Origin of the sequence: Marinimicrobium sp. ARAG 43.8 (assembly GCF_050113635.1) — a bacterium.
GTDB lineage: Bacteria > Pseudomonadota > Gammaproteobacteria > Pseudomonadales > Cellvibrionaceae > Marinimicrobium.
Genome location: NZ_JBNJLT010000009.1, coordinates 35005 through 60143, shown reverse-complemented (window position 1 = coordinate 60143; position 25139 = coordinate 35005). Strand labels below are relative to the sequence as shown.

The following is a 25139-nucleotide window of genomic DNA, read 5'->3' as shown; positions in this document are numbered from 1 at the left end:
AAGCTCACAACTTGGGCCGGAAAACCGCCCTGGCACCACCCTATACATTTCACGCCCGGGCCCAGAGCGGTATAGTGGAAGCTCATGGACAATGAGGATCTTCCGATGGTTACTCAGCGACTCGCCACCTCAATACTGGCGTCGGCACTGGTGATGGTTTCAGCCCTGGGCCACTCCGCCCAGGCCGAACAGGTCTACCGGTGGGTAGATGATGAGGGCGTCACGCACTTTACGGCGCATCCGCCTCAAAATCGACCTGCTGAGGCGCTTCGCCCGAAGACCGGGCACAGTGAACCGGTAGACTACTCACAGCGCTTTCCAACCCCCGACGACCATCCCCTTTCCAGCGACAGGGACTCTCAGCCGGAAGGGGAGCCTTCTCAACCAGAGAATCAGCAGCAAGCGTGCTCGCAGGCCCGGGAAAACCTCACCATTCTCGAGCGCGGCGGGCGAATCGCTGTGCAGGACGACAACGGCGAGCCCCGCTTCCTGAATCAGGAAGAGGTGTCCGAACGCACAGCCACCGCCCGGCAACTCATCGCCGAGAACTGTTAGATTCTCCAGCGTGGCCCATCCCACCGCTTAGTGCAACGCTCGCTTTTTAAAGGTGATGCGATCCCCGTTGAGCACACCGTGGATGTTGTCGCCGGGAGCAAAGGTTCCCTGCAGAATGTCCTGCGCCAACGGATTCTCTATTTCCTGCTGTATCGCGCGCTTGAGCGGCCTTGCGCCATAGACCGGATCAAAACCGGTTTCCGCCAGTTTGTCGATCACTGCATCATCGAGGCTCAGAGTAAGCTCCCGCTCCGCCAGACGCTTGCGCAGTTGATCGAGCTGAATATCGGCAATGCCACGAATTTGCGCCTTGCCCAACGGATGAAACACGACCACTTCATCCACCCGGTTAATGAATTCGGGCCGGAAATGATGGCTGACCACTTCCATGACCGCCTCTTTCATTGCCTGGTACCGGTTTTCATTGGAGAGAGAGTCCGCTTCCTGGGCGCCATCGAAACTGACGGTGTCGTAGGATCGGTCATTGGCCAGATCCTGAATGCGATCAGAGCCCAGGTTGGAGGTCATCACCACCACGGTATTGCGGAAATCCACCGTGCGCCCCTGCCCATCGGTCAGGCGGCCGTCTTCCAGCACTTGTAGCAGAATATTAAACACGTCCGGATGGGCTTTCTCCACTTCATCCAGCAGCAGTACCGAATAAGGGCGTCGACGCACCGCTTCGGTGAGGTAACCGCCTTCCTCATAACCCACGTAACCCGGAGGCGCCCCGATCAACCGCGCGACCGAGTGCTTCTCCATAAATTCCGACATATCGATACGCACCATCGCGTCCTGGCTATCGAACAGAAATTCGGCCAGAGACTTACACAGCTCGGTCTTACCCACGCCAGTCGGCCCCAAAAACAGGAAAGAGCCATTGGGGCGATTCGGGTCGGACAAACCGGCGCGCGAACGGCGAACCGCATTGGCCACGGCCACCACCGCTTCATCTTGCCCAATCACACGACGGTGCAGAGCCTCTTCCATTCGCAGCAGTTTTTCCCGCTCCCCTTCGAGCATTTTGGAGACCGGGATGCCTGTCCATTTGGACACGACCTCAGCAATTTCCTCATCAGTGACCCGGTTGCGCAGTAGTTTCATCTCCATCATCTCGACCTGGCTGGCCATATCGAGCTGCTTTTCCAGCTCTGGGATAATGCCGTACTGGATCTCGGACATGCGTCCCAGATCGCCGGCCCGCCGCGCGGCTTCCATATCCAGCCTTGCTTGCTCTAGGTTGCTTTTAATCTCATGCGTCCCTTGTAACGCCGCTTTCTCGGCCCGCCACACTTCGTCGAGGTCTGCATACTCTCGTTCAAGTCGATCAATATCCTGCTCGATTTTTTCCAGGTGCTTGCGGCTGGAATCATCGTCGTCTTTTTTCACCGCTTCACGCTCGATCTTGAGCTGGATCAGCCGACGCTCCAACCGGTCCATTTCCTCGGGTTTGGAGTCAATTTCCATACGAATACGGCTGGCCGCTTCATCGATCAGATCAATCGCCTTATCCGGCAATTGCCGGTCAGTAATATACCGCTGCGACAATTTGGCGGCGGCGATAATGGCTGAGTCGGTAATATCCACACCGTGGTGTACCTCGTACCGCTCTTTAAGGCCCCGCAGGATGGCAATAGTGTCGGTTTCGCTCGGCTCGTCCACCAGCACTTTCTGGAAGCGCCGCTCCAGCGCCGCGTCCTTTTCGATAAACTGTCGATACTCGTCGAGAGTCGTGGCGCCCACGCAGTGCAGCTCTCCTCGCGCCAGGGCCGGTTTGAGCATGTTCCCCGCGTCCATGGCGCCTTCCGCTTTTCCCGCTCCGACCATGGTGTGCAGTTCGTCGACAAACAGGATGACTTGTCCTTCTTCCTTGGAGAGTTCCTTAAGGACCGCCTTCAAACGTTCCTCGAACTCACCTCGGAACTTGGCGCCTGCCAGCAGACTACCCAAATCGAGAGACAGTAGGCGTTTGTTTTTCAAGCCTTCGGGCACCTCGCCATTGACAATGCGCTGCGCCAGACCTTCCACAATGGCGGTTTTCCCCACGCCGGGCTCGCCGATCAGCACCGGGTTGTTTTTGGTGCGACGTTGCAGCACCTGAATCGTGCGCCGGATTTCGTCGTCCCGGCCAATCACCGGGTCGAGCTTGCCCGCTTCGGCTCGAGCCGTCAGATCAAGCGTGTACTTTTCCAGCGCCTGACGATTCCCTTCGGCGTCGACATTATCGACGGTTTCACCGCCACGTACTTTCTCCACAGTCTGCTCCAGGCTTTTGGCATCACCGAACGATTTCAGCAATGCACCCAACTGGCTTTCGCCATCGAGCATGGCTGCCAACAGCACTGATTCACTGGACACAAATTTGTCGCCCGCTTTCTGAGCCCGCCGGTCGGCCAGGTTCAACAAACGTCCCAACTCCTGGGACATACTCACATCCCCGGTCGGGTTTTGTACTTTGGGCAGGTTTTCGAGCTTCTTCGCCAGCTCGTTGCGCAGTCCGGTCATATTAAAACCGGACTGAGCCAGCAATGAGCGCGCCGTTCCACCCTGCTGATCCAACAGGGCCTGAAGCAGGTGAAAAGTTTCCAGTTGACTGTGGTCCCGCCCCACCGCGAGTGACTGGGCATCGGACAGGGCCGTTTGCAGTTGATTGGTGAGTCGATCAATTCGCATGTCTATTGCCTCAACTTGTTACCGGGCTGTTTCGTACAGTATGGTCAAAAAATGGGGGCAGTCGGAAAAAAAGCAAGTCGGGAGCACTTCGGGAAAAGCGTTCAATGCGTCAGGGGTTGATCCAGATCAAGCTGGCCATACGCCCGGTGGTGCCGTCGCGACGGTAGGAGTAGAAACGCGCCTTATCGATAAAGGTACACTCATGGCCCCCATACACTGAGGTGACGCCCAGAGCCGCCAGCTCCGCTCGGGCGAGCGCGAACAAATCGGCCTGAAAGTGCAGTGGTCGACCTCCGGGCTGAAAAGCGCTGGCAATCGCCTCATTGTGCACCTCATTGCGGGCACTTTCGAAGAAGGCTTCCAGTACCTCCACGCCCACTTCGAAATGTGGCTGGGAAAGCGCCGGCCCAAGGTAGGCCATTAACTCCGCCGAGGGTTCTTGAAAACGTGCCACCGCCGAGGCCAGTATGCCTTTGGCCAACCCTCTCCAGCCGGCATGCACAGCGGCCACATGGGTTCCCTTTTTATTACAAAACAAGACTGGGAGGCAGTCGGCGGTCAATACGGCGCAGGCCAACCCTGGCTGGCGGGTATGGCAGCCATCAGCCGTTAATACCCGCCCCGCAGCGCCCGCTTCTGCAAGACCAGCATCTACAACACTCGCCTCGACAATAGAAGTGCCGTGAATCTGTTCGAGCCACTGCGGAGGGTGTGGCAAGGCGAGCGCCTCCTGGAGCCGCCTCCGGTTTTCCGCGACAGCCTCCGGCCGGTCGCCCACATGCCCGGCGAGATTCCATGACGCCCAGGGCTCTTGGCTCACCCCCCCTTCCCGGGTGGTTATAACAGCGCTCACACATGACGGGGCTGGCCAGTCGGGGGAGATCAGATGAGAACCGGACATGATATCTCCTTCTATTTTACGCACTCAGGAAAGGCCACCGCCCCCCGGATTCAATCACCCGGCTCGCAAGGTGGCCAACAGTTGCTGAAAATCCTCGGGCAGAGGGACCGACCACTCGCAATAATCCCCGCTGGCCGGGTGCTCCAGCCCCAGTGTCGCCGCGTGCAACGCCTGACGCGGAAAACGCTTCAGCGCTTCAATCAAGGTATCGCTGGCGCCCTTGGGGATTTTAAAGCGCCCTCCATAGGTGGCATCCCCTACCAGTGGATGACGAACATGCGCCATATGAACCCGAATCTGGTGGGTTCGGCCCGTTTCGAGCTTTACACGGATATGGGTGTGCGCCGCAAACCGTTCGACCAGCCGGTAATGCGTCACGGCGGATCTCCCGCCGGTTTCGACAACGGCCATTTGCGTGCGCTGGCGCGGATGGCGACCGATACGGGCATTGACCGTGCCACCGCCTGTCATAGTACCAATCGCCACCGCCTCGTATTCGCGGCTAACCGTACGCTCCTGCAATTGCTCAATCAGGTCGGCGTGAGCGCCGAGGGTTTTGGCCACCACCATCAGTCCAGTGGTGTCTTTATCGAGCCGATGCACGATCCCCCCACGAGGTAAGTTCTCCAGCCCCGGGCAGTGATGCAACAGCGCGTTGAGCAAGGTGCCCGAGCGATTGCCTGCTGCCGGATGCACAACCAGACCAGCCGGTTTATTGATGACCAGCAAATCTTCGTCTTCGTAGACAATATCCAGCGCAATGGCCTCTGGCTCCCAGTCGCCCTGCGGCTCAAGTTCAGCCTCCAGCCGCAATTCTTCACCGCCGAGCAGACGATCCTTGGCCTTGGCCTGGCGACCATTGAGGGTGAGCTGCCCATCGCGAATCCAGGCTTGCAGCCGAGCCCGCGAAAACGTCGGGAACAACCCGGACGCGGCCTGGTCGAAGCGCATGCCGCTCATATCAGCGGGTACACGGGCGCTTTGTTGCAATAAGTCCGCCATGAGTTGCGTATTCCTCCAAGCGTGCGCCCCTCGGGGCCCCTTGAGGGCGCTTTGGTATCCGCACGCGGTGTGTTTTAATAGTTGGCTGTCAATTGAACTGTGTTAATGAGTCCTAACCTTATGCGTATCCTGCAAGTCCTGCTGCTCGGCGGCCTGATCCTTTTCCTGTCCGCCTGCGCCAATAAAGACCGGGAACCGGAGTATACCAGCGAGGCCGACCTTTATGACGCCGCGCAATCACAAATGCGTCGCAGCCAGTGGGAAACGGCCATTAGCAACCTGCAGGCGCTGGAGGAGAACTTCCCGTTTGGCACCTACGCCGAACAGGCCCAACTGGAGCTGATCTACGCGTACTTCCGCTCCGGCGACGCCGCCATGGTGTCCGCCACCGCTGACCGTTTTATCCGCCTGCATCCACAACATCGCAATGTGGATTATGCCTACTACATGAAGGGGCTAAGCTCGTTCACCGAAGGACGGGGCATGTTTGAACGGGTTCTGCCCACCGACCTGACGCAGCGCGATCCGGGGGCGGCCCGCGAATCCCTGGATCATTTTGCCCAGTTGCTCAGCCGCTATCCAGACAGCATCTACGCCTCCGATGCCAAGCGGCGCATGCTGTACCTGCGCAACCTGCTGGCCCGCTACGAAATTCACGTCGCCAACTACTACTTCAAGCGCGGCGCCTACGTCGCGGCCACTAACCGGGGCCGCTATGTGCTGGAGAATTTCAACTCATCACCCGCGATGCCGGATGCACTGGCGGTGATGGTCCAGGGCTACCATTTGCTGGACATGCCGGAACTGTCGAATCAGATGCTGGAAATATTGAAGCTGAATTACCCCGATCACCCTGCTCTGAACAGCAACGGGACGTTTGACTACCAATACGCAGCGGACTCAGGCGAGCGCAGCTGGATCAGTCTGGCGACCTTTGGACTGTTCGATAAGGGCGAGCCGCCTGGTTTTGACAGCCGTGAGCGGTACAACCCGGAATATCAGGATGTGCCGCCACCGCCTCGCGACGCCTAACTGTGTCGGGGCCGCCAACGTGGCCCCGTTGTTTGCTCTCGCTACTCGCCAGCCCGCCACCCGGACGTAATGGGGTAACGGCGGTCCCGCCCAAACCCTCTCTGCGTAATCCGAACCCCGACCGGGGCCTGACGACGTTTGTATTCGTTGAGATCCACCAATCGAAGCACTCGCTCGACATCTGAACGGGGAAAGCCCCGCGCGATAATCGCCTCTGCGCTGCAATCTTGCTCCACGTAGAGGGCCAGTATCTGGTCCAGTTGATCGTACGGCGGCAGACTGTCCTCGTCTTTCTGGTCAGGCGCCAGCTCTGCCGAGGGCGGGCGGGTAATCACATTCGGCGGAATAACCTCTGACCGGAGGTTACGGTGTCGTGCCAATTGGAACACCAGGGTTTTAGGCACATCCTTCAGAACATCAAAGCCCCCCGCCATGTCCCCGTATAACGTGGAATAACCGACCGCCAACTCACTCTTATTACCCGTGGTCAGGACAAGGTCCCCTTTTTTGTTGGACCACGCCATCAGCAACACCCCGCGACAGCGGGCTTGAAGATTTTCCTCGGTAATATCCCGAGGGCAACCCTCAAACACCGGCCCAAGAGTCGACATAAATGATTCGTACATCGGCTCAATGCTCAAGGAGTGGTACTGCACACCCATTCTCTGAGCCTGATCGGCCGCATCCGTGCGGCTCATTTCAGAGGTGTAGCGAAATGGCATCATAATGGCTGTCACCCGTTCCGCGCCCAAAGCGTCCACGGCCACCGCCAGCGTCAACGCCGAGTCGATACCACCGGACAACCCCAGCACGACCCCTTTGAAACCGTTTTTATTCACGTAATCACGCGTTCCCGTCACCAACGCCTGATAGACCGACTCCAGGTCCTCCTGGGCAGGTGCCAGCGCTTGAGGGGCTAGATCGAGCGTGCTTTCGCACCACTGCAACTGCAAATGCTCCACGGCCTCCTCCCAGGCGGGCAGGCGTCGGCACAACCTCCCTTCTCGATTAACCGCCACGGAGCCGCCATCAAACACCAGCTCGTCCTGCCCACCTATCTGGTTCACGTAGACAATGGGCATATCACCTTGCCGGGCACGCTCGGCCAGCAACTGCTCCCGCTCCATGGGCTTGCCGCGGTGGAAGGGTGATGCGTTCAAGTTCAGCATCAACTTCGCCCCCGCTTCCCGGGCCTGCTCCATGGGCCCCGGATGCCAAATATCCTCGCAAATGGTCAGCGCTGTCGGCACTCCGCTGAGGTCAAACACACAAGCGGTATCCCCGGGGACAAAATAGCGAACCTCGTCAAACACCTGATAGTTTGGCAGGCATTGTTTGGCGTATTCACAAATCAACTCGCCACGGCGGATAACACCCGCCATGTTGAACACCCGGCCAGCTACCACCCGGGGGTACCCCAGTATTATCGTAATGCCCAGTCCGGCCTGCTGCAGCCGGTCGAGAGCCCGGTCTATACGCAGAGAAAGGCTGGGCCGCAAGAGCAGGTCTTCCGGTGGATAACCGGACAACGTCAATTCGGGAAACAGGATCGCATCCGCGCCTGCCGCTTCGGCTCGGCTGGCCTCGGTCAAAATCCTGTCGGTGTTGCCGGGAATGTCGCCCACCAGAGGATTGATCTGGGCCAGCGCAATATTCAAAGTTGCCATAAAGGTGTTTGCACCCTGATACACTGTGTCGGATAGAAGGCGTATTGTCCGCGAATTGGCGGAGCGACGCAAAATGATAATCCTGGGCATCGCCCACCCTCAGCCAAGGCCCTCTTTACCCATGGCAAGACCGGATTCCGCTATTGACCGCACACAGCGTGACAGCAACTATGACTTGCTGCGTGTGTACACTTATTACCGGACGCTGCTGGGCAGCATTTTACTGCTGATGTTTCAGGGCAATCTTGCCCCCACCATTCTCGGCAATGAGCAACCGGACATTTTCCTGTACACCGCCGTGGGCTACACAGCCCTGAACCTGATCACTCTGGGCCTACTGTGGCGGGCCCGCTTTCAGCCTTCTGACCGTCAGTCATTCATATTGCTCGGCATTGACGTGGCGGCGCTGGCACTCATGATGTTCACCAGCGGCGGTGCCATGAGCGGTTTGGGCTACTTGCAGTTGGTGGTAATCGCCGCGGCGGGCATGCTGCTGCCGTCCCGGCTGGCGATTCTGTTGGCCGCGCTGGCCAGCATCGCGGTCATTGGCGAAAGTCTGGCGCGATTATGGCTGCTTTCGATCAACAACCAGGCACTCTTTTCAGCCGGTACACTGGGAGCACTGCTGTTCGTGACGGCATTGAGCTTTCAGTATCTGGCACACAAAATCCGAAGCAGCAATGAAGAAGCGCTCAATCAGGCCCGGCAGGCCGAGCACCTACAGCGCCTGGCCCAATTGATCGTGGAGCGTATGCGCACCGGCATTCTGGTGCTGGGAAAGAGCCAGTCGATTGAGCTGTCGAACCGCGCCGCTTTTGACTTGCTTGGCTCTGATTTCCCCCGCTCCGAACACGGCGCCCAACATTTGTCCAGCGTACCGTTGCTGCAACACGCGTACAATCAGTGGCGCCAGCAGAACCACTCCGGTTCCATCGTGGCGATGGACGCGCTCACCCGCAATGAATTGAAAATCAATTTCGCTCCACTAACCCCGCAAAGTGACTCGGAGATTTTGGTCTTCGTCGAGGACAATCGTCTGATCACCCAGCAGGCTCAGCAACTCAAGCTTGCGTCTTTGGGACGACTCACGGCCAGTATTGCCCATGAGGTTCGCAACCCTCTGGGCGCCATCAGCCACGCCAGTCAGTTGCTCGGCGAATCCAGCGAGCTAGGCAGCGGCGATCAGCGCTTATTGCAAATCATCGATAATCATAGCCGACGGGTGAATCAAATTATTGAAAACGTTTTGCAGCTTTCACGCCGCAAGAACGCCCACCCCGAGCCCCTGGAGTTGGGCCAATGGCTCGCTCGGTTTCTTCAGGAATACCATTCGACTCAACCCGACCGTCACAACGTAACACTGACTCTGGGGCAGCCTCAGATCCCGGCCAAGTTTGACCACGGCCAGCTTCATCAGGTACTGACTAACCTGTGTGATAACGGCATTCGTCACTCACTGGCAGCCGGACGTGCGGACGTGTGGCTGGAGGCGGGTGTTGAACCCCGAAAACAACAACCGTTCATTCGTGTTATCGACGGAGGAGACGGGATCGCCGAGGAGCACGCCCGGCATATCTTCGAGCCCTTTTTTACCACAGAGAGCACTGGCTCCGGCCTGGGCTTATATATCTGCAAGGAGCTTTGCGAAGCCAACCAAGCTTTAATACACTATGAGTGCACCGACGAGGGTCGAAGCTGCTTCCATATTCAGCTCCCGCACCCGGACCGAGCCTTTTAAACTCTGCTCACCGAAGACTCACAAAGGTTGACCATGGGGAACCAGCGCGTACTAATCATTGACGATGAACCCGATATCCGCGAGCTGCTGAGTATCACGCTGAATCGGATGGGCATTGTGTCCGACACGGTGGCAAACCTGGGGGACGCCAAGCTACAACTGAAGACCCAAAATTACGACCTGTGCCTGACCGACATGCGTCTACCGGACGGCAACGGGCTGGAGCTGGTGGAGTATATCCAGCATAACAAACCCCGACTGCCGGTTGCGGTGATTACCGCGCATGGCAGCATCGATACCGCTATCGACGCGATGAAAGCCGGCGCATTCGATTTTTTGTCCAAGCCAGTAGACCTGAGTGTATTACGACAGCTGGTCACCACCGCGATTCAATCGGGACAGCTGCCGCCAATGCCGCTCCCCTCGGACTGTCCTATCATTGGTCAATCCAAAGCCATTCAGGAATTGATCGCCAGCATTCAAAAGTTGGCTCGCTCCCAGGCGCCGATCTACATCTCCGGAGAGTCCGGCGTCGGCAAAGAGTTGGTGGCTCGCTCTATTCACAAATTGGGACCACGAGCCGAAGCACCCTTTGTGGCGGTTAACTGTGGGGCAATTCCCAAGGAGCTCATGGAAAGTGAGTTCTTTGGACATAAAAAGGGCAGTTTTACTGGCGCTCATCAGGACAAAGCCGGGCTATTTCAAACCGCACAGGGAGGCACACTATTTTTGGATGAGGTGGCCGACTTGCCGCTGGATATGCAGGTTAAGCTACTGCGCGCCATTCAGGAAAAAGCGGTTCGACCGGTGGGAGGACAAAACGAAATCAAAACTGATGTCCGTATTTTGTGTGCCACTCATAAAGCACTGGAAACGGAAGTACGTGATGGCCGCTTCCGACAGGATCTGTTTTATCGCCTGAACGTCATTCAACTGCGAGTCCCGCCATTACGGGAGCGGCGCGAGGATATCGCCATGCTCGCCCGACACATCCTGGAAAAGCTGGCCAAAGAGGCCGACTGCCCTACACCTCGCCTCAACCAGCCCGCGATGAACCGGCTTTGCGAGTACGACTTTCCTGGCAACGTGAGAGAGCTCGAAAACATTCTTGAGCGAGCGTTTACACTGTGTGACAGCCAGACGATTAACCTGGAAGATCTGCACTTGCCCGACGGAACCAATGCGCCTGGCGATACCTACTCCGCGTCAACAGAACCCGCTCAAAGTCACGTCGCCCGCTGCGCCGACTACCCCTCGTTGGATCATTACCTTCAGGACATCGAAAAAGACGTTTTATGCCATGCTCTCGAGCGTGCCAAATGGAACAAAACCCAGGCCGCAAAGCAACTGGGCATCAGTTTTCGCTCACTGCGTTATCGACTCCAAAAGCTCGGCCTGGACGACGATTAGTCGCCCTTCTTCTCCCACCAGCAAGCCCATTTACCAGCAGGCCTCTGGAGAACGTGTGCCGGTGTGCTCCAGTGTAATGGTCTGGCAATCAGTGTCGTTAGTTTGTGGCGCTGCAATGGCTGTCGCCGTCAACGTGTACGTAGTGGCCGATGCGTTACCGACTTCTATCTTGTAAAACCCTTCCGTCGAGTCATAACCGGCCGAGAGATTGCCATAAATCGTGCAGTCGCCACTCGTAAAGGTGGTGTATGAGGTATAACAGCGCTGCAACCTCTGGCTGGCATCGTTCAGCGCCGTTTGCGCATCGGCCCGGTTACTGCGCATAATCTGGTTGGTGTAGGAGGTATAAGCCAGCGCGGCGATAATGCCCACGATCGCTACGACAACCATCATTTCTAATAGCGTGAACCCTTTTTGAAATCTTCTCATAGTCATTTCCTGAAACCGTATTACCTCAGTTGACGCCAGGACTGCCGCCCTAAGGCCCCCGCTGGAATGTTGGTATCTTGTTCTCCGAGATCCCCGTCTGATGAACTATAAAGGAGCTTGCCCGCTTCAGAGTTCAAAATACTGTGCGTGGGGTCCCCCAAAATCAACGCATCCGTCAACGTATTGCCATTCGTTCCATCATTATCAAGAACACTGCTATTCACGAAGCGATTACCCACTGCCTTGAGCTCCATCAACCAGCTTTGCCCGCCAAACTGGCAAGGCGTCGAGGACGGGATAATCGTGGCGAAAATCAACCGATCATACAAAAGCAGCGGTTTTGCAATGACTCTTTCACCCAGCCGAGTATTAAAATCCAGAAACCAGCCGTCATCGGTTGTCCAATCCACATCAGATTCTCCCGACACACTTCGTGTCGTTTGACCATCCACCAAGGTCTTTTCATGCAGGAAAGTCTCTCGATCAGAGCCGTAAGCTTCTCCCTTATCGGCAATCGCGTAAAAGCTATGAGCACTGGGATCATTGTTTGTGACATTGTTGTCATTTTTCTCAAAATACTTACCGGTGCCGAAGTACACCATGATCACATTGTTCTTCTCGTCGTTTCGGCCCAGGGTCGGAGCTCCAAAAATAGGCTGGCGAGCCCCACCATCATCTTTTGCCACAAACATTGGCTCTCCCAGTGGCTCTTCCCACTGGTTGGGATTACTCGCACTGAGGTCAAACTTCCATAAATTACCTTGCAAGTCGCCAGCATAGGCAGCTTGAACTTGACCATATGCATTTCCCAACAAAGCTACGCCCGAAAGTCCCTGCCCCGCTTCCGTGTTAATCACATGGGGGGAGCCCGGACGCTCAAACTCTACAACAAGAAGCTGCGACGTTCCGTCACTGCTATTGTATCCGTTTCCGAACACCACAGCCCAACGGCCATTTGCCATTCGGGCAATCAGAGGTTTCCCCATGACATGACCCAGCGCAGGCAAATCACCGCCACTTAGTTCAAACAGCACTTCGGGGTTGGACCGGTCAGTGACGTCCAAAGCAAACACGCCTTTCCCGCCCGCCCCCAGACTGCCAACGACAACACTTCTCCAAGAGCCATCGAGATAAACATCCCCGACCGCCATTTGTCCGTCCACCGTATATTGGTGCGGATTTTCTTGGCGTCCGTAGTTTGGAGCGGAAAGGGCGGCAAGTTTGTCATACACGCCACCCGGCACATACGCAAACAGTTCGTCGAACACATTATTTTCGACATCAAACGCGTGCAGCATCCCATCATTTGCCCCAACAAATAACGTCTCCGGCTGTTGACGCTTGGTATCCTGCAAATATTGCGCGTAGCTGCTGCCTTGACTACCCTCCAGTCTCGAATAGCCTCTATTTTCACCACCGAGATATTCTGGGCTTGAATTAACAATATCACCCAAAAGCAACCCCTGCCGCTGACGTAACCCGCTGGTGGTGCTTTCCACGCCCCAGAGCCAGTTCAAGCGTGCTTCTCCCATTCCATCTTCAGCATTTAGCAACGCCTGTTGAGAGGCACTCAGCGACTCCCACTCAAACGGTATCTGATTACCGTTTTCATCTACACTAATGATTCTTCTCAGAGGTCTGCTGACACCCGTCATCATAGTCTCATTAGTGGAATGACTGACCACGTCGCTAATATTTCCATTGTCGTCTACCGGAAAAGCCAACAGCTCACCACTCCAATTCTCACTATTGAACCTGGCCTGAAAAACAAAAGCGCCTTCTTGCAGGTTAGTCGTATTGGTCGCCACGGCAGAAGCAGACCCGACACCCGCAGCCACTCGGGCAAAAGCGTTTCGCAACGCATCCTGCAATTGACCTGGATCGGTGGCAAAGAAGTACGTTTCATTTTCAGGTGACCATTCGCTTACCTCTCCCTCGCCCACACTCTCGGGGTACCCGCCCCACTTGGCGGCATAGAATAAAGGCGACTGTAAAAGTTCGGCGCTGGAAGGACCGATACTGAACGTCTGGGTGCGGGCCTGTGCATCTGCATTACTGTAGTTACAAGGACCTGTTGTCCCTCCGTAGTTTATCCTGCAACTGCAGCGCGATCCGACATTACCAGAACAGCTGAAACGGTCTTGATACACCGAGGTATAGGTAAAATTATTTACACCAGACTGGACATGAAACCCGTCTTGAGTTGTACCACCAATAACATACCCAAAGCCCATGGGATCGCCGGTAGACTGCGCGATGACCTGAGTGGTCACACTCACCTCGTCCGAGGTCACCCGATACTCAATCACACCCCACATGTCCTGATCAAAGTCACCGCCCTGCTCACTGTCTTCCCAATTTACATAAAGCTGACCTGTTCTTGCAGTCACTGTACCGTTTGTGCTTTCTTCCTCTTGGCTGACCACTTTAAAGTCCACAATGGCACAATTAGCTGGAGAGTCCAGTGTGTTGTTATTGTTACGACAAGCAGGAAGAAGAGTGATTTCCCTATCGGAAGAACTAGGCACAGGAATGTTGATCTGGGGCACCGCAGGCGCCAGCGCTACACCATAGGTTCTTACCGTGCTCGCCGAGCTCGCACTGGTTACACCCTGCAAGGTTATACCGGTGCTTCGAGCATGGTAGGCAAGCCCCGCCATTTTATAGGAGCCATCCAATCTTGGAGCGTCGGGACAAGTACCACGGACCGTGGAGAGATTATTCACCGTCTTCGGAGTACAAAGCTGATTAGCCTGCTGCCCGGTTGCTCCCGCAATCGCGCCCACGAAATAACTGTTGCCGTGCAGCCCTTCACTTTGACCCACCTCATTGGTAACCGCGTCAATACTTTCCAATCCAAATCCTGAGGCGGCATCGCTGGCGAGATCCCCATCAAATGAGGTAGTGGACGCATTGAACTGGATGATATTCAGAGGCGCACAGTAATTGTCATTACTGAGCGGACGAGTCCAGCTTACCGATTCCAACCCGTCTATATAATCAGAGTCATCCCCGTTATAAGCCGACGTAGCGTCAAGTCCCGCGAGATATTTCAGAGACTCCAGATAAATTTCCGACTGGGGATTCCCCCAGTTTGAACACTGCCCATCGACAAAAGAACTGCGCGACCATAGGCAGCCATCACTTCCGTTTGGGTCAATTCCATGCGAGTTTCTGTGGTAGGTTCCGTCATCAAACCGGTATCCGTAGATTCTAAGTGAGTCCAGCGTATTAATAATGCCATCGTCCAAGTCGTTGTTTGAGCCTGGATTGACAAAGGTTCCATCGCTATTGACTTCGTTACTGAGATCACCCACATTGCGCCGGAGCACACCTCCGGATTTATTTTTACTGTATGAACCAGTCATCAGGCCAAACAAAATTGAGCCGTCCTCACCGTACTCCTGCAATAGCCCGGCAGGTTTTTGAAGCCCATTATCATAGCCACTGCAGTTCTCGTTGTTTGTCTCGTCGATAAGGTTGTTGACACAAACACTAACACGCACGTGCAAATCACGCCCTCCTAGGCGACGACTGGTGTAAGGGCTTTCCGAGTGCGCATTAATACCGCTGTAGGAGAAATTATTGTCGTTCTTCCCCTGATCCCCTCCGACATTGTTGCGCCAGCGGCACTGCCAGCGTTCATTGCTTGCCCACAATGAAAAATTGCCCCGTGCCACTCTCATTAACGGCGGTGCCGTAACATCTTGTGACAATTGGTTTCTATTGCCGGGCTCTGTGGTGTTACAAATCGTGATGCCGGAGTTCATGGACGAACCGCCGGAGGTGACATCATTGCCACTGGCATCTTCGGCTCCACCAAAGGGAGTCAACTGCCCCAGGTCCGACCCGTTATAATACTTGGCAAACGAGTGGGCATCCTGCGGAAGCATGGCACGCTCCAGAACAGTGGTATTAGCGGTATCCGTTGAGCGCAGCCCACCGTACAGAATTTTCCTCACGGTATCCATTCGGGTCATGGACGCCCAGTTCAGAAAATTACCGCTCCACTCACCACTGCTACTACCTGCATTGCAATAATTATTCTGGTCAGCAAACCGTGCGGGGACAAAATAGTTTCTTTGTGTGCTGTAGGTGTAGCACTTTTGACTGTCGAAATAGCCATAGTACGAATGATTATGCACGTAACTCGTATCAGCTCTTCCGTCACCCGTCAAATCGCTGTAGTCATCATAAGCTTTAAAAAAAAGCTGATGATCATTGGACATATTGAGCATCACAATAGGACGCACCGGTTGCTCAAGAAACAAGGGGTCATTAGCTATATTGACAGCAAGTGCCGCGCTGGACGTTACGAATGATAAAACACCCAACGCCAATGCACGCCTCAACGTTCTCCAGTTACGGTTTGTTATCATCGCCACCCCCTCAGTCAAAACTTGTCTATACCGGTCCGGATCATTTTACTCGGTAGGTTGACTGCACAATCGCAGTGGCTGTCCCCGAGGCACTCTCACCACGGGCTGAAACGCGATAAAAATCCAGTTCCAACCCGGTGGATTCCAAGCTTCCTATATCGATACCACTACCGGTGTTCTCCGCCACTTGCTGAGCCAATGCGGTCATATGTTCCACCACATAAATCGGAGGCCCGGAAACAGGACCTTCCAGAGATAATGACGTCTGCAACCCGCGAGCCCCCCACTGCTCAGCGGACCACTCACTGAGCGACTGCTGAAAAGGGTTTGTACTGACCACCCCGAGATCCGGGTATAAACCATTCACTTGATCATCAAAGTCTTCAGGGGCCAAGTTAATCAGCTCGGTCTCCCCTTCACGCAAGCCCGCTTCAGCCGCCTGAAACGCTAACGTTCGTTCGCGCATGTTACCGGCCATCATTTCCTGAAGGCCGCTGCCGCGGATAGCCGCCAGGCCAACAATGGTCATCAGCAGTAACATAATCAGGCCGATAATAAGCACCGCTCCCCGCTGCGAGGCACCAAGGGCCATGCTGCCACGATTGTCATAGTGCATTATGCCGTTCCTCATTCCAGGCGGGCACGAATGCCCACTGTGCTGGTAAATATCTGTCGTAGTCGTCGATCCGTCACATCGCTCCCTGTCAATGACGTACCCGCAAAAGTAATGGGCTGTGGCTCATCCAAAACATTGCCGTCAATGCTGTTGAGCAAAAGGTGTATACGCACGGCCATGACGTCCTGCCAATCCGCACTGCTCATTTCCTCTCGCCACTTGTAGGTATCAAGCTCTGCATCACCATTGGTATCCACACCAAACTGCGCCCGCAAGCGCTCGACACCTTCAATCATTTCCACCGCATCGCGTTCACCCACCTTTCTCCATAGGCTGCGAACTTCCAGCCCCGCAGACGGAAAAGCGCTGGGCGCCACAAAATACACAATAGAATTAAGCGCCATCACCTCGGACCCTTCTCCAAACGATTGCCCGCCTAACTGTGGGTCACTATTGGAAGGGGACGAGCCACCGGCACTGTGTACCACCATACCTTGCGCCCCACCACCAGATGACGCCTGCACATTCACCGCGCGAAAAATGCGACCTTGCGAGCAATCCGAAATAATGGCGATACTGTCATCGCATAACTGACCTTCCAGCAGGCAATCATTTTCCGGCTCCTGGTTAATCCTGAGGTTTGCATTAGACCCCGAGTTGTGGGAGTCCACCAGATGTACACTTCCGCTTGAAGCCCGGCGAATCACCAGGATATCGGTATCCTCCGACACGTTGTTGACGCCAGTGAGCGATGCCGTCGAGGGATAGGCGGATACGACCTGAGTAAAGTCGTAAAGGTAGTCGCTGGAGGCCTCCAGCCCGGAGCTCACATTGGGGTTGCGGCTGGTGCAACCAAAGTAACCGGCCATGCGCACGTCTTCAGCCAGAAAATCCATGGCCATGCGACCACTTTCCTGAACCTGGGAGATGGCTTGCTGTGTGCCGTAGGTCACCCGGCTGGTCAAAAACATTTGCACCACCCCGGTCATCAACACGATGCCCAAGGTCATTGATATCATCAACTCGACCAGAGACAAGCCGCGCTGTTTGTATCTTGCTGCACTCATTGCCACTGTTTAAATCCTGGATGAGTAAGTGAACGTGGTGGTTTCTTGCGCATCGTTTTCTCCGACCTCATCGGCGAGCCGGTCATCGTCAACCCAGCGCAGAGTAATCGTGCACACACTGGTGCCATTATCACAGCTGATCCCACCGTCTCCGCCCGGCAGTATCGATCCCACACTGTCAAGCCAGTCGCTCATATCCGACGCCGCGAGCGATCCGCCGGAAGGCGCTGAGTCGCCCACATCATGAGAGTACTGGGACAGGTTGTCCCGATTGATCCGAATGCGATCCAGCATGTCATAAGCCATGACATTGGCCTGGGAACGCAAGTAGGCACTGTGATTGAACTGCAAAGAACGGTTCTGGAGCGCCCCCATGGCCAGCAAGGAGGTTGCCAGAATTAACACCGTTACCAGCACTTCGATGAGACCAGCGCCCCGCTGACTTTTACCAGGGGGCGCTACCGTCAGTGATGTCATGATCTATCGCCTCAAAAGCTGTTACGGAGCATTAACAGCTGGTTTTTATCGCACGTACAGAGCCGGCCGGGGAAACGCGAATCGAACGCACCGAATCTCCCGAGCAGTCACTGTGCTGGGCCGTCACCTGAATCGGTTGGTCACTATCGCGGGACAGACCGCCGCCCCCAGTGAAGCGCACAAAATCGACGCCCGAGCCTCGGGAAACATTGAGTTCCAGCCCCTCTCCCGCCGGCTCCCACACCCGTAATACATCGGTATCGGCATCGGCAATGGTGACCGAGCCTGACGTTTCATCGGCACTGTCCACGACCGCCAACCACCCATTACTCCAGTCATTACCACAAGCGGTCTGCGTGTCGTTGGCTGCGCACAGGGACACCAGGGCGCCGCGTTTGGCCGCCTCGCTTCGAGTGAAATTCAAAGCACCGATAAACTCATCGCCAAACGCCAGGGAGCGATTGTTGCGAAGCAGGGTATTCATATTGGGAATCGCGATACCCAGAACCACAGCCAGAACCACGAGCGTCACCAGCAATTCGATTAACGTGAAACCACGCTGTCCCGATGCCGGGGCACGGGATACCGATCTACGGAGTAAAAGGGATAACGCCATAACACTAACCATTTCTCAGAATATCGATCCGACACTGGACGCCCATTCACAACCACTTTATGGTAATTACCATACCACGTGGCACAGAGGTGCTCTCTGCCTCTGGCGATATGTGGTCATCATGGATGAACGAACGGCGCCCCTCTGCGGGCGTCATAATCTCAAGGAAGAAAATCATGCCACAACGCGGCTTTACCCTTCTCGAATTGATCGTCACATTGGTCGTTCTCGCCCTGATACTCTCGACCGGGCTTCCCCAAATGAACCACCTGCTCGCGCGGTTGAATGCGCATACCTTTGCGCACTCTTTACAGGAAGCCATCGTCACCACGCGCCAAAGAGCCATACTGAGCAATGGCCGGGCAACATTACGGGCGATTGACGGGTGGAATTCCGGCTGGGAAATGTTTGAGGACCGCAACCACAATGGCGCGCGAGAGGCCGACGAGGCTCTGGTGTTTCATCACTCCGCCACACCGGCGCGGTCTTTCACGGTGCAGGCCAACAAACCGGTTCAATCCTATATTTCCTATGTGGGAAGTGGCGCGGGCCGGTTTGCTTCGGGTACCGCCAGGGGCGGATTTCAGGCGGGAACACTGCATATCTGCACTCAAGACAATGCCGTTGGCTATGCCTTGACGCTGGCCAGAATGGGGAGGCTTCGATTACGGCGCATTGGGGCGGACGACTGCCGTGCGGGGCCGTGAACCGCAGGCGTTATCGCAACTCCCGGGGCAGGCTGAAGCTGATGTTTTCCGGAATGCCAGCGGTTTCTTCTTCCGACTGGGCGCCCCACCCTTTAAGCTTCAGAACCACCTCTTCCACCAACACCTCCGGCGCTGAGGCCCCTGCTGTGATTCCTACGCAGGTTTTGCCATCCAGCCACTCACGGCGAATGCAGTCCGGGCCATCCACAAGATAGGCCTCGGTTCCACAACGTTCCGCCAGCTCCCTCAGACGATTGGAATTAGAACTGTTGCGGGAACCCACCACGAGCACCAAATCACACTCAAGTGCCAGTTGCCGGACGGCATCCTGCCGATTGGTCGTGGCGTAGCAAATATCATCCTTACGGGGGCCGAGAATGGCGGGAAACCGATCACGCAACGTATCGATCACCCTGGCTGTATCATCCATGGACAGGGTGGTTTGGGTCACATAGGCCAAATGCTCAGGATTGCGCACGGTCAATGCCGCGACATCCGCCTCGTTCTCCACCAGATAAATGGCACCCCCATTGCTGGTATCATACTGACCCATGGTGCCTTCCACTTCCGGGTGCCCGGCGTGCCCGATGAGGATGCATTCCCGCCCCTCGCGGCTGTAACGCGCGACCTCAATATGCACCTTGGTCACCAGAGGACAGGTGGCATCGAACACCTGCAACCCGCGGGTTTGGGCTTCCTGCTGAACCGCTCGGGACACCCCGTGCGCACTGAAGATGACAATGACGTCATCCGGCACCTGGCTCAACTCCTCCACGAAAACCGCTCCGCGCTCGCGCAAGGTGTCCACCACAAATTTATTGTGAACCACCTCGTGTCGAACGTAGATCGGGGCACCGAATACATCCAGCGCACGATTGACGATGTCAATCGCCCGATCAACGCCAGCGCAAAAACCACGGGGATTGGCGAGTTTGATCTGCATAGACGTGACGCACCTGGAAGTATCTGGAAATGTTGAGGTCAGTGTACCTGAGCCGGCTCCACGTTCAAAATGGCCACATCGAACACGATATCCCGCCCCGCCAGCGGGTGATTAAAGTCAATCACGACGCTCTCTTCGTCAAACTGGCGAACCACACCCGGCAACTCCGCCTTCTGGGCGTCGGCAAAGGACAGCATTAACCCTTCTTTGAGCTCAATCTCAGGGCCAAATTGATCGCGTGGAATGTCCTGCATATTCGCCGGGTTGTGCTCACCAAACCCATCCTCCGGGGGGATAACAAATTGCTCTTTATCACCCGATTTAAGGCCAAACATCGCCTTTTCAAAACCGGGAAGCAGGCTGCCGTCACCCACGGTGAAAGAGGCTGGCTCACCCTCAAAGTTCGAATCGATTTCCCGACCATCGCGCAGGCTCAGCGCAAAATGCAGAGTCACGGTGGTGCCCGGCCCGATTGGCAGTTGCTCAGTCATGGCGTTTATCCTTGTGGAACAACATGTCGATAATCAACAATGCCGCACCGACCGTGATCGCGGAATCGGCAATATTGAACGCTGGCCAATAGTATTCCTTGTAATGAACTACGATAAAGTCCACGACGTGTCCCAACAGAACGCGGTCGTATAAATTCCCAATCGCGCCACCGAGAATCAGCGCCAAGGCCAGCGCTTCCCAGCGCCGCTGCGCGACCCGTGCAATCCAGACAACAATCACCACGCTGACCAGCGCCGCCACCGCCGTAAAAAACCACCGTTGCCAGCCACCCGCCTCACTTAAAAAGCTGAAGGCCGCACCAGGGTTATGCAACAATGTGAAATTAAAAAACGGGGTGAACACTACCGGGTCACCGTACGTCAACGACGCCGACACCCAGTGCTTGGTTATCTGATCCAGCAATAATACCGCCACCGCGACGGCGTACCAGCGCCAGGCCTGGCGGGGAAAAGTCATTGGCATTGTCGTATTCAGTTCCATAAAAGTTTATCGAAGAGCCCCGGTCAAGCGTAATAACGCTCCTCGCCCGGTCCGTCCACATTCGTCACGCAGCGACCACACAATGTGGGATGCTTTTCATCACTGCCCACATCCGCACGGTGGTGCCAGCAGCGTTCACACTTTTGATCGCGGGATTTTTCCACGGCCACCTTAAGGCCACTCACATCGGTTAACTCGGCCTCGGTAGCCTCATCCAGAGAGCGGACCTCAGCAGTCGAGGTGATCAATACAAAACGCAGTTCATCACCAAGTTTTTCAAGAATCCGGTGCAGATCACCATCGGCAAACAGGGTGACCTCGGCGCCCAGAGAACCACCGATGTTTCCTTGCACCCGCTGCGTTTCCAACACTTTGTTCACCGCGTCTTTCACGTCTGCAATGCACTGCCACTCTTCGGCACTGAACAAGGCCCCGTCGACGACTGGCAGTGAATACCATTCAGCCGCAAAGACGGGTCCCGGATGTTCCCCCGGGAGCAGCGGCCAGATTTCATCCGCCGTAAAGCTCAGAATGGGCGCGATCCACCGCACCATTGCTTCCACCACATGGTAGAGGGCCGTTTGCGCAGAGCGGCGGGCGAGGCTGTCCGCCGGCGTGGTGTACTGGCGATCCTTGATAATATCGAGATAAAAGCCGCCCAGATCGACCACACAAAAGTTGTGCAACTTTTGGTAGATGAGGTGGAACTGGTATTGATCGTAAGCGTTGATAATGTCGCGTTGCAGTTCCGCCGCCCGACCGACAATCCAGCGATCCAGCTCAATCATCTGCTCCGGTGCAACGGCGTGCTCGGCTGGCTCAAAGCCGTTGAGGTTGGCCAACATAAAACGGGTGGTGTTGCGAATACGGCGATAGGAGTCAGCCGTGCGCTTGAGAATTTCATCAGAGACGCTCATCTCGCCACTGAAGTCGGTGGCCGCCACCCACAGGCGCAGCACGTCCGCACCCAGCTCTTTCATGACTTTTTGCGGAGGAATCACGTTGCCGATGGACTTGGACATTTTGCGCCCCTGGGCATCCACCGTAAAACCGTGCGTCAACACCGTTTTGTAGGGCGGCGTGCCGTTCATAGCCATCGCGGTTTTCAGAGAAGACTGGAACCAGCCCCGGTGCTGGTCCGATCCCTCAAGGTACAAATCGGCCGGATAGCGCAGGTAGTCACGCTGGCTCAGCACCGCAAAGTGGGTCACACCCGAATCAAACCACACATCCAGCGTATCCGTCACTTTTTGGTAGCGGTCCGCGTCGTCGCCAAGCAGCTCTGAAGGGTCCAGATCAAACCAGGCATCCATTCCTTCCTGCTCCACTTTTTTCGCCACCGACTCAATCAGTTCCATCGTTTTCGGGTGCAGATCGCCGGTTTGCTTATGGACAAACAGGGCAATGGGCACACCCCAGGTACGCTGACGGGAAATACACCAATCGGGCGAAGAGGCCAACATCGAGTCGATACGCGCACGCCCCCAGTCCGGCACCCATTGCACCTGCTCCACCGCGTCGGTGACCTGGTCCCTCAACTGATTCTTGGTCATGCTCACAAACCACTGGGGCGTGGCACGGAAGATCAACGGCGTTTTGGTACGCCAGCAATGCGGGTAACTGTGCGTGATTTTCCCCTGAGCCAGCAGAGCCTGCTTCTCTTCCAGAAGCGCCACCACTTTCTCATCCACTTTGTAGACGTGTTCGCCAGCGAACATCTCAACATCGTCCCGGTACAGGCCATTGTCGTCGATGTAATTCAGGGTACCAATGCCGTACTTTTGCCCTACCTGGAAGTCATCCACACCGTGGTCCGGTGCCGTATGAACACAGCCCGTACCTGCATCGGTCGTCACATGATCGCCCAGAATCACGGGCACCTGGCGGGCATAGAACGGATGCTGGAGCTGGAGATTTTCCAGGGCACGCCCTGCCACATGACCGACAACGGCGTACTCACTGACACCGGCTCGTTGCATGACCGACTCCACCAGCGCCTCTGCCACCAGCAGTCGTTCGCTCCCCACCTGCACGACCACATACGGCAGTTCGGCGTTGACGCTCACGGCCTGGTTCGCCGGTAAGGTCCAGGGCGTGGTGGTCCAAATCACGAGCGACACATCGCCCTCGCCACTCAAATCCGGTATCGCATGGGCCAGCGCATGCTGGTCGGTAAAGGCGAACTTCACATCAATGGAGAAGGAAGTCTTTTCCTGATACTCCACTTCCGCTTCGGCCAACGCCGAGCCACCCACCACACTCCAATAGACCGGCTTGAACCCTTTATGCAGGTGACCTTGCTCTGCAATTTTTCCTAGGGCACGAATGATATCGGCCTCAAACCGGTAATCCATCGTGAGGTACGGGTTGTCCCACTCACCGAGAACCCCTAGCCGGATAAAGTCGGCTTTCTGGCCTTCCACCTGGCGCGCCGCGTACTCCCGGCACTTCTGCCGAAACGCTTTGAAATCCAGCTTGGCGCCGGCCTTGCCGTGCTTTTTCTCAACGTTGTGCTCAATCGGCAGCCCATGGCAGTCCCATCCGGGCACATAGGGCGCGTCAAAACCACTCAGCGTTTTGCTTTTGACGATGATGTCTTTGAGGATTTTATTAACGGAGTGACCAATGTGAATATCGCCGTTGGCGTACGGGGGACCATCGTGCAGGATAAAGGTATCCCGCCCTGCACGGGCTTGGCGAATGCGTTGATATAGACCGTCTTTTTGCCAGCGCTTGAGCATTTCAGGTTCGCGCTGAGCCAGATTCGCCTTCATGGCGAATGCGGTCTGGGGCAGATTCAGGGTTGCTTTGTAATCACTCATAATCGTCTGGTTTGTCAGTTCTGGGCTCTTTCAGTAGTAGCAGTTCAGTAGTAGCGGTTCAGTGGTCGCCGTGTCTTTACTCCACACTCTATTCCATACTCTCGAAAAACTGCCTCGCGCTTTTGATATCACGCTGAAGCTGTTCGCGCAGCGCGTCAACCGATTCAAACTTTCGCTCTTCCCGCAGTTTGCGATGAAACTGCACTTCAATATGTTCGCCGTACAGATCGCCATCGAAATCCAGCAGGTGAACCTCGAGCAGCGGCCGGGTGCTGCCGTTGACCGTGGGACGCACACCGACGTTGGCGACACCGGAGCAGGTGCTGCCGTCGGCCCGCAGGGCGGTGATGGCAAAGACACCGTGCAACGGAGAACGGAAACGTCGCAAATGCACATTGGCCGTGGGCACCCCCAGTTGCCGGCCCAACTGCTTGCCATAACCCACGCGCCCGGTAATACGGTAGGGGTGGCCGAGAAGGCGTTCGGCCAACGTAAAATCGCCGGCTTCGAGCGCCTCCCGGATGCGGGTGCTACTAACGCGCCCCCCGCCGATCTCCAGCGTGCAGGTATCCGTTACCGTGAAGCCCTCCTCCCGTCCAACCGCTTTCAGCAACTGAAAGTCACCCGACCGATCACATCCGAAGCGAAAGTCATCCCCAACCACCAAGTGGCGAATGCCCAGCCCTTGAACGAGTACACAATCGATAAATTCCCGGGCCGTCAGGCGCTGCAATGCGGCTTCAAACCGCAGACACACAACGCGTTGCACTCCGGCGACGAACAGCGCCTGCACTTTTTCGCGCAACCGCATTAATCGCGCGGGTGCCTGCTCGCGTGCAAAGTATTCATGCGGCTGGGGCTCGAATATGATCGCTACCGGAGGGAGGCCATACTGTTCAGCCGCATCGGTCAACTGGCGCAGAATCGCCCGGTGGCCCAAATGCACACCATCGAAGGTGCCAATCGTCGCCACACAGCCCCGGTGACGGGGGCGCAGGTTGTGAAGCCCGCGAATGAACTCTCTGGGGGCTGGTTTCACAGTAATGCCCGCGTGCCTCGCTCAGTCAACATCAAGAAACGCGTGAGTATACAGGAGCCGGCAGTCGGGGGTA

General features: G+C 56.1%; 20 protein-coding genes. 5 read left to right on the top strand and 15 right to left on the bottom strand.

Translation table 11 applies throughout. The annotated features are described in order from the left end of the window. Window positions 1-105: 105 nt before the first annotated feature. Entirely contained in the window at window positions 106-555 is a 450-nt protein-coding gene (locus ACQCLF_RS14880) for a DUF4124 domain-containing protein (protein WP_426988677.1), read from the top strand. A 27-nt stretch (window positions 556-582) separates the two neighbouring features. Here ACQCLF_RS14880 and clpB read toward each other — a convergent pair whose 3' ends face one another. The 3 genes from clpB to rluD form a co-directional block, all read right to left on the bottom strand. Further along, window positions 583-3228 (bottom strand): ATP-dependent chaperone ClpB, encoded by a 2646-nt coding sequence (gene clpB, locus ACQCLF_RS14875; RefSeq protein ID WP_426988675.1) that lies wholly within the window; start codon window positions 3226-3228, stop codon window positions 583-585. 109 nt (window positions 3229-3337) lie between these two features. After that, window positions 3338-4129, bottom strand: a complete 792-nt coding sequence (gene pgeF, locus ACQCLF_RS14870; RefSeq protein WP_426988673.1) for a peptidoglycan editing factor PgeF — start codon at window positions 4127-4129, stop codon at window positions 3338-3340. 54 nt (window positions 4130-4183) lie between these two features. Beyond that, the gene (rluD, locus tag ACQCLF_RS14865; protein ID WP_426988671.1) at window positions 4184-5131 is read right to left on the bottom strand and encodes a 23S rRNA pseudouridine(1911/1915/1917) synthase RluD; all 948 of its coding nucleotides are present in this window, start codon (window positions 5129-5131) and stop codon (window positions 4184-4186) included. A gap of 120 nt (window positions 5132-5251) precedes the next feature. Between rluD and ACQCLF_RS14860 the strand changes: the two genes are divergently transcribed. Further along, window positions 5252-6163 (top strand): outer membrane protein assembly factor BamD, encoded by a 912-nt coding sequence (locus tag ACQCLF_RS14860; RefSeq protein WP_426988669.1) that lies wholly within the window; start codon window positions 5252-5254, stop codon window positions 6161-6163. A gap of 41 nt (window positions 6164-6204) precedes the next feature. On the opposite strand, the gene ACQCLF_RS14855 is transcribed toward ACQCLF_RS14860, so the two are convergent. Then, window positions 6205-7830 (bottom strand): NAD+ synthase, encoded by a 1626-nt coding sequence (locus ACQCLF_RS14855; RefSeq protein WP_426988667.1) that lies wholly within the window; start codon window positions 7828-7830, stop codon window positions 6205-6207. 121 nt (window positions 7831-7951) lie between these two features. Between ACQCLF_RS14855 and ACQCLF_RS14850 the strand changes: the two genes are divergently transcribed. Next, window positions 7952-9568 carry a sensor histidine kinase gene (locus ACQCLF_RS14850; protein ID WP_426988665.1) on the top strand — a complete coding sequence of 539 codons (1617 nt, stop codon included), beginning with the start codon at window positions 7952-7954 and terminating at the stop codon, window positions 9566-9568. A gap of 33 nt (window positions 9569-9601) precedes the next feature. Continuing rightward, a complete protein-coding gene (locus ACQCLF_RS14845; RefSeq protein ID WP_426988663.1) occupies window positions 9602-10978 on the top strand; it encodes a sigma-54-dependent transcriptional regulator in 1377 nt (458 codons plus the stop codon). A 30-nt stretch (window positions 10979-11008) separates the two neighbouring features. On the opposite strand, the gene ACQCLF_RS14840 is transcribed toward ACQCLF_RS14845, so the two are convergent. The 6 genes from ACQCLF_RS14840 to ACQCLF_RS14815 are packed head-to-tail and all read right to left on the bottom strand — an operon-like array spanning window position 11009 to window position 18562. Further along, window positions 11009-11407, bottom strand: a complete 399-nt coding sequence (locus ACQCLF_RS14840; protein WP_426988661.1) for a type IV pilin protein — start codon at window positions 11405-11407, stop codon at window positions 11009-11011. Window positions 11408-11427: 20 nt separating this feature from the next. Then, complete coding sequence (locus tag ACQCLF_RS14835; RefSeq protein WP_426988659.1) at window positions 11428-15786, bottom strand: pilus assembly protein; 4359 nt, start codon at window positions 15784-15786, stop codon at window positions 11428-11430. A gap of 40 nt (window positions 15787-15826) precedes the next feature. Beyond that, complete coding sequence (locus ACQCLF_RS14830) at window positions 15827-16402, bottom strand: pilus assembly PilX family protein (RefSeq protein ID WP_426988657.1); 576 nt, start codon at window positions 16400-16402, stop codon at window positions 15827-15829. An 11-nt stretch (window positions 16403-16413) separates the two neighbouring features. After that, window positions 16414-17469: a PilW family protein gene (locus ACQCLF_RS14825; protein WP_426988655.1), complete on the bottom strand. Its 1056-nt coding sequence runs from the start codon at window positions 17467-17469 to the stop codon at window positions 16414-16416. Window positions 17470-17478: 9 nt separating this feature from the next. Next, window positions 17479-17946, bottom strand: a complete 468-nt coding sequence (pilV, locus tag ACQCLF_RS14820) for a type IV pilus modification protein PilV (protein ID WP_426988653.1) — start codon at window positions 17944-17946, stop codon at window positions 17479-17481. 31 nt (window positions 17947-17977) lie between these two features. Then, the gene (locus ACQCLF_RS14815; RefSeq protein ID WP_426988651.1) at window positions 17978-18562 is read right to left on the bottom strand and encodes a GspH/FimT family pseudopilin; all 585 of its coding nucleotides are present in this window, start codon (window positions 18560-18562) and stop codon (window positions 17978-17980) included. Between the two features lie 176 nt (window positions 18563-18738). Here ACQCLF_RS14815 and ACQCLF_RS14810 point away from each other — a divergent pair, with 176 nt between their 5' ends. Next, the gene (locus ACQCLF_RS14810; RefSeq protein ID WP_426988649.1) at window positions 18739-19269 is read left to right on the top strand and encodes a GspH/FimT family pseudopilin; all 531 of its coding nucleotides are present in this window, start codon (window positions 18739-18741) and stop codon (window positions 19267-19269) included. A gap of 10 nt (window positions 19270-19279) precedes the next feature. Here the strand turns inward: ACQCLF_RS14810 and ispH are convergent, their stop codons facing one another. From ispH to ribF, 5 genes are all read right to left on the bottom strand, one after another. Beyond that, on the bottom strand, window positions 19280-20212 hold the full coding sequence (gene ispH, locus ACQCLF_RS14805) for a 4-hydroxy-3-methylbut-2-enyl diphosphate reductase (RefSeq protein WP_426988647.1): 933 nt from the start codon (window positions 20210-20212) through the stop codon (window positions 19280-19282). 38 nt (window positions 20213-20250) lie between these two features. After that, window positions 20251-20703 (bottom strand): FKBP-type peptidyl-prolyl cis-trans isomerase, encoded by a 453-nt coding sequence (locus ACQCLF_RS14800; protein WP_426988645.1) that lies wholly within the window; start codon window positions 20701-20703, stop codon window positions 20251-20253. Next, the gene (gene lspA / locus ACQCLF_RS14795; RefSeq protein WP_426988643.1) at window positions 20696-21181 is read right to left on the bottom strand and encodes a signal peptidase II; all 486 of its coding nucleotides are present in this window, start codon (window positions 21179-21181) and stop codon (window positions 20696-20698) included. Before lspA ends, ACQCLF_RS14800 begins: the two co-directional genes overlap by 8 nt. Window positions 21182-21228: 47 nt before the next feature. After that, window positions 21229-24027 carry an isoleucine--tRNA ligase gene (ileS, locus tag ACQCLF_RS14790; RefSeq protein WP_426988641.1) on the bottom strand — a complete coding sequence of 933 codons (2799 nt, stop codon included), beginning with the start codon at window positions 24025-24027 and terminating at the stop codon, window positions 21229-21231. Window positions 24028-24115: 88 nt separating this feature from the next. Continuing rightward, window positions 24116-25066, bottom strand: a complete 951-nt coding sequence (gene ribF, locus ACQCLF_RS14785; protein WP_426988639.1) for a bifunctional riboflavin kinase/FAD synthetase — start codon at window positions 25064-25066, stop codon at window positions 24116-24118. Between the last annotated feature and the right edge of the window lie 73 nt (window positions 25067-25139).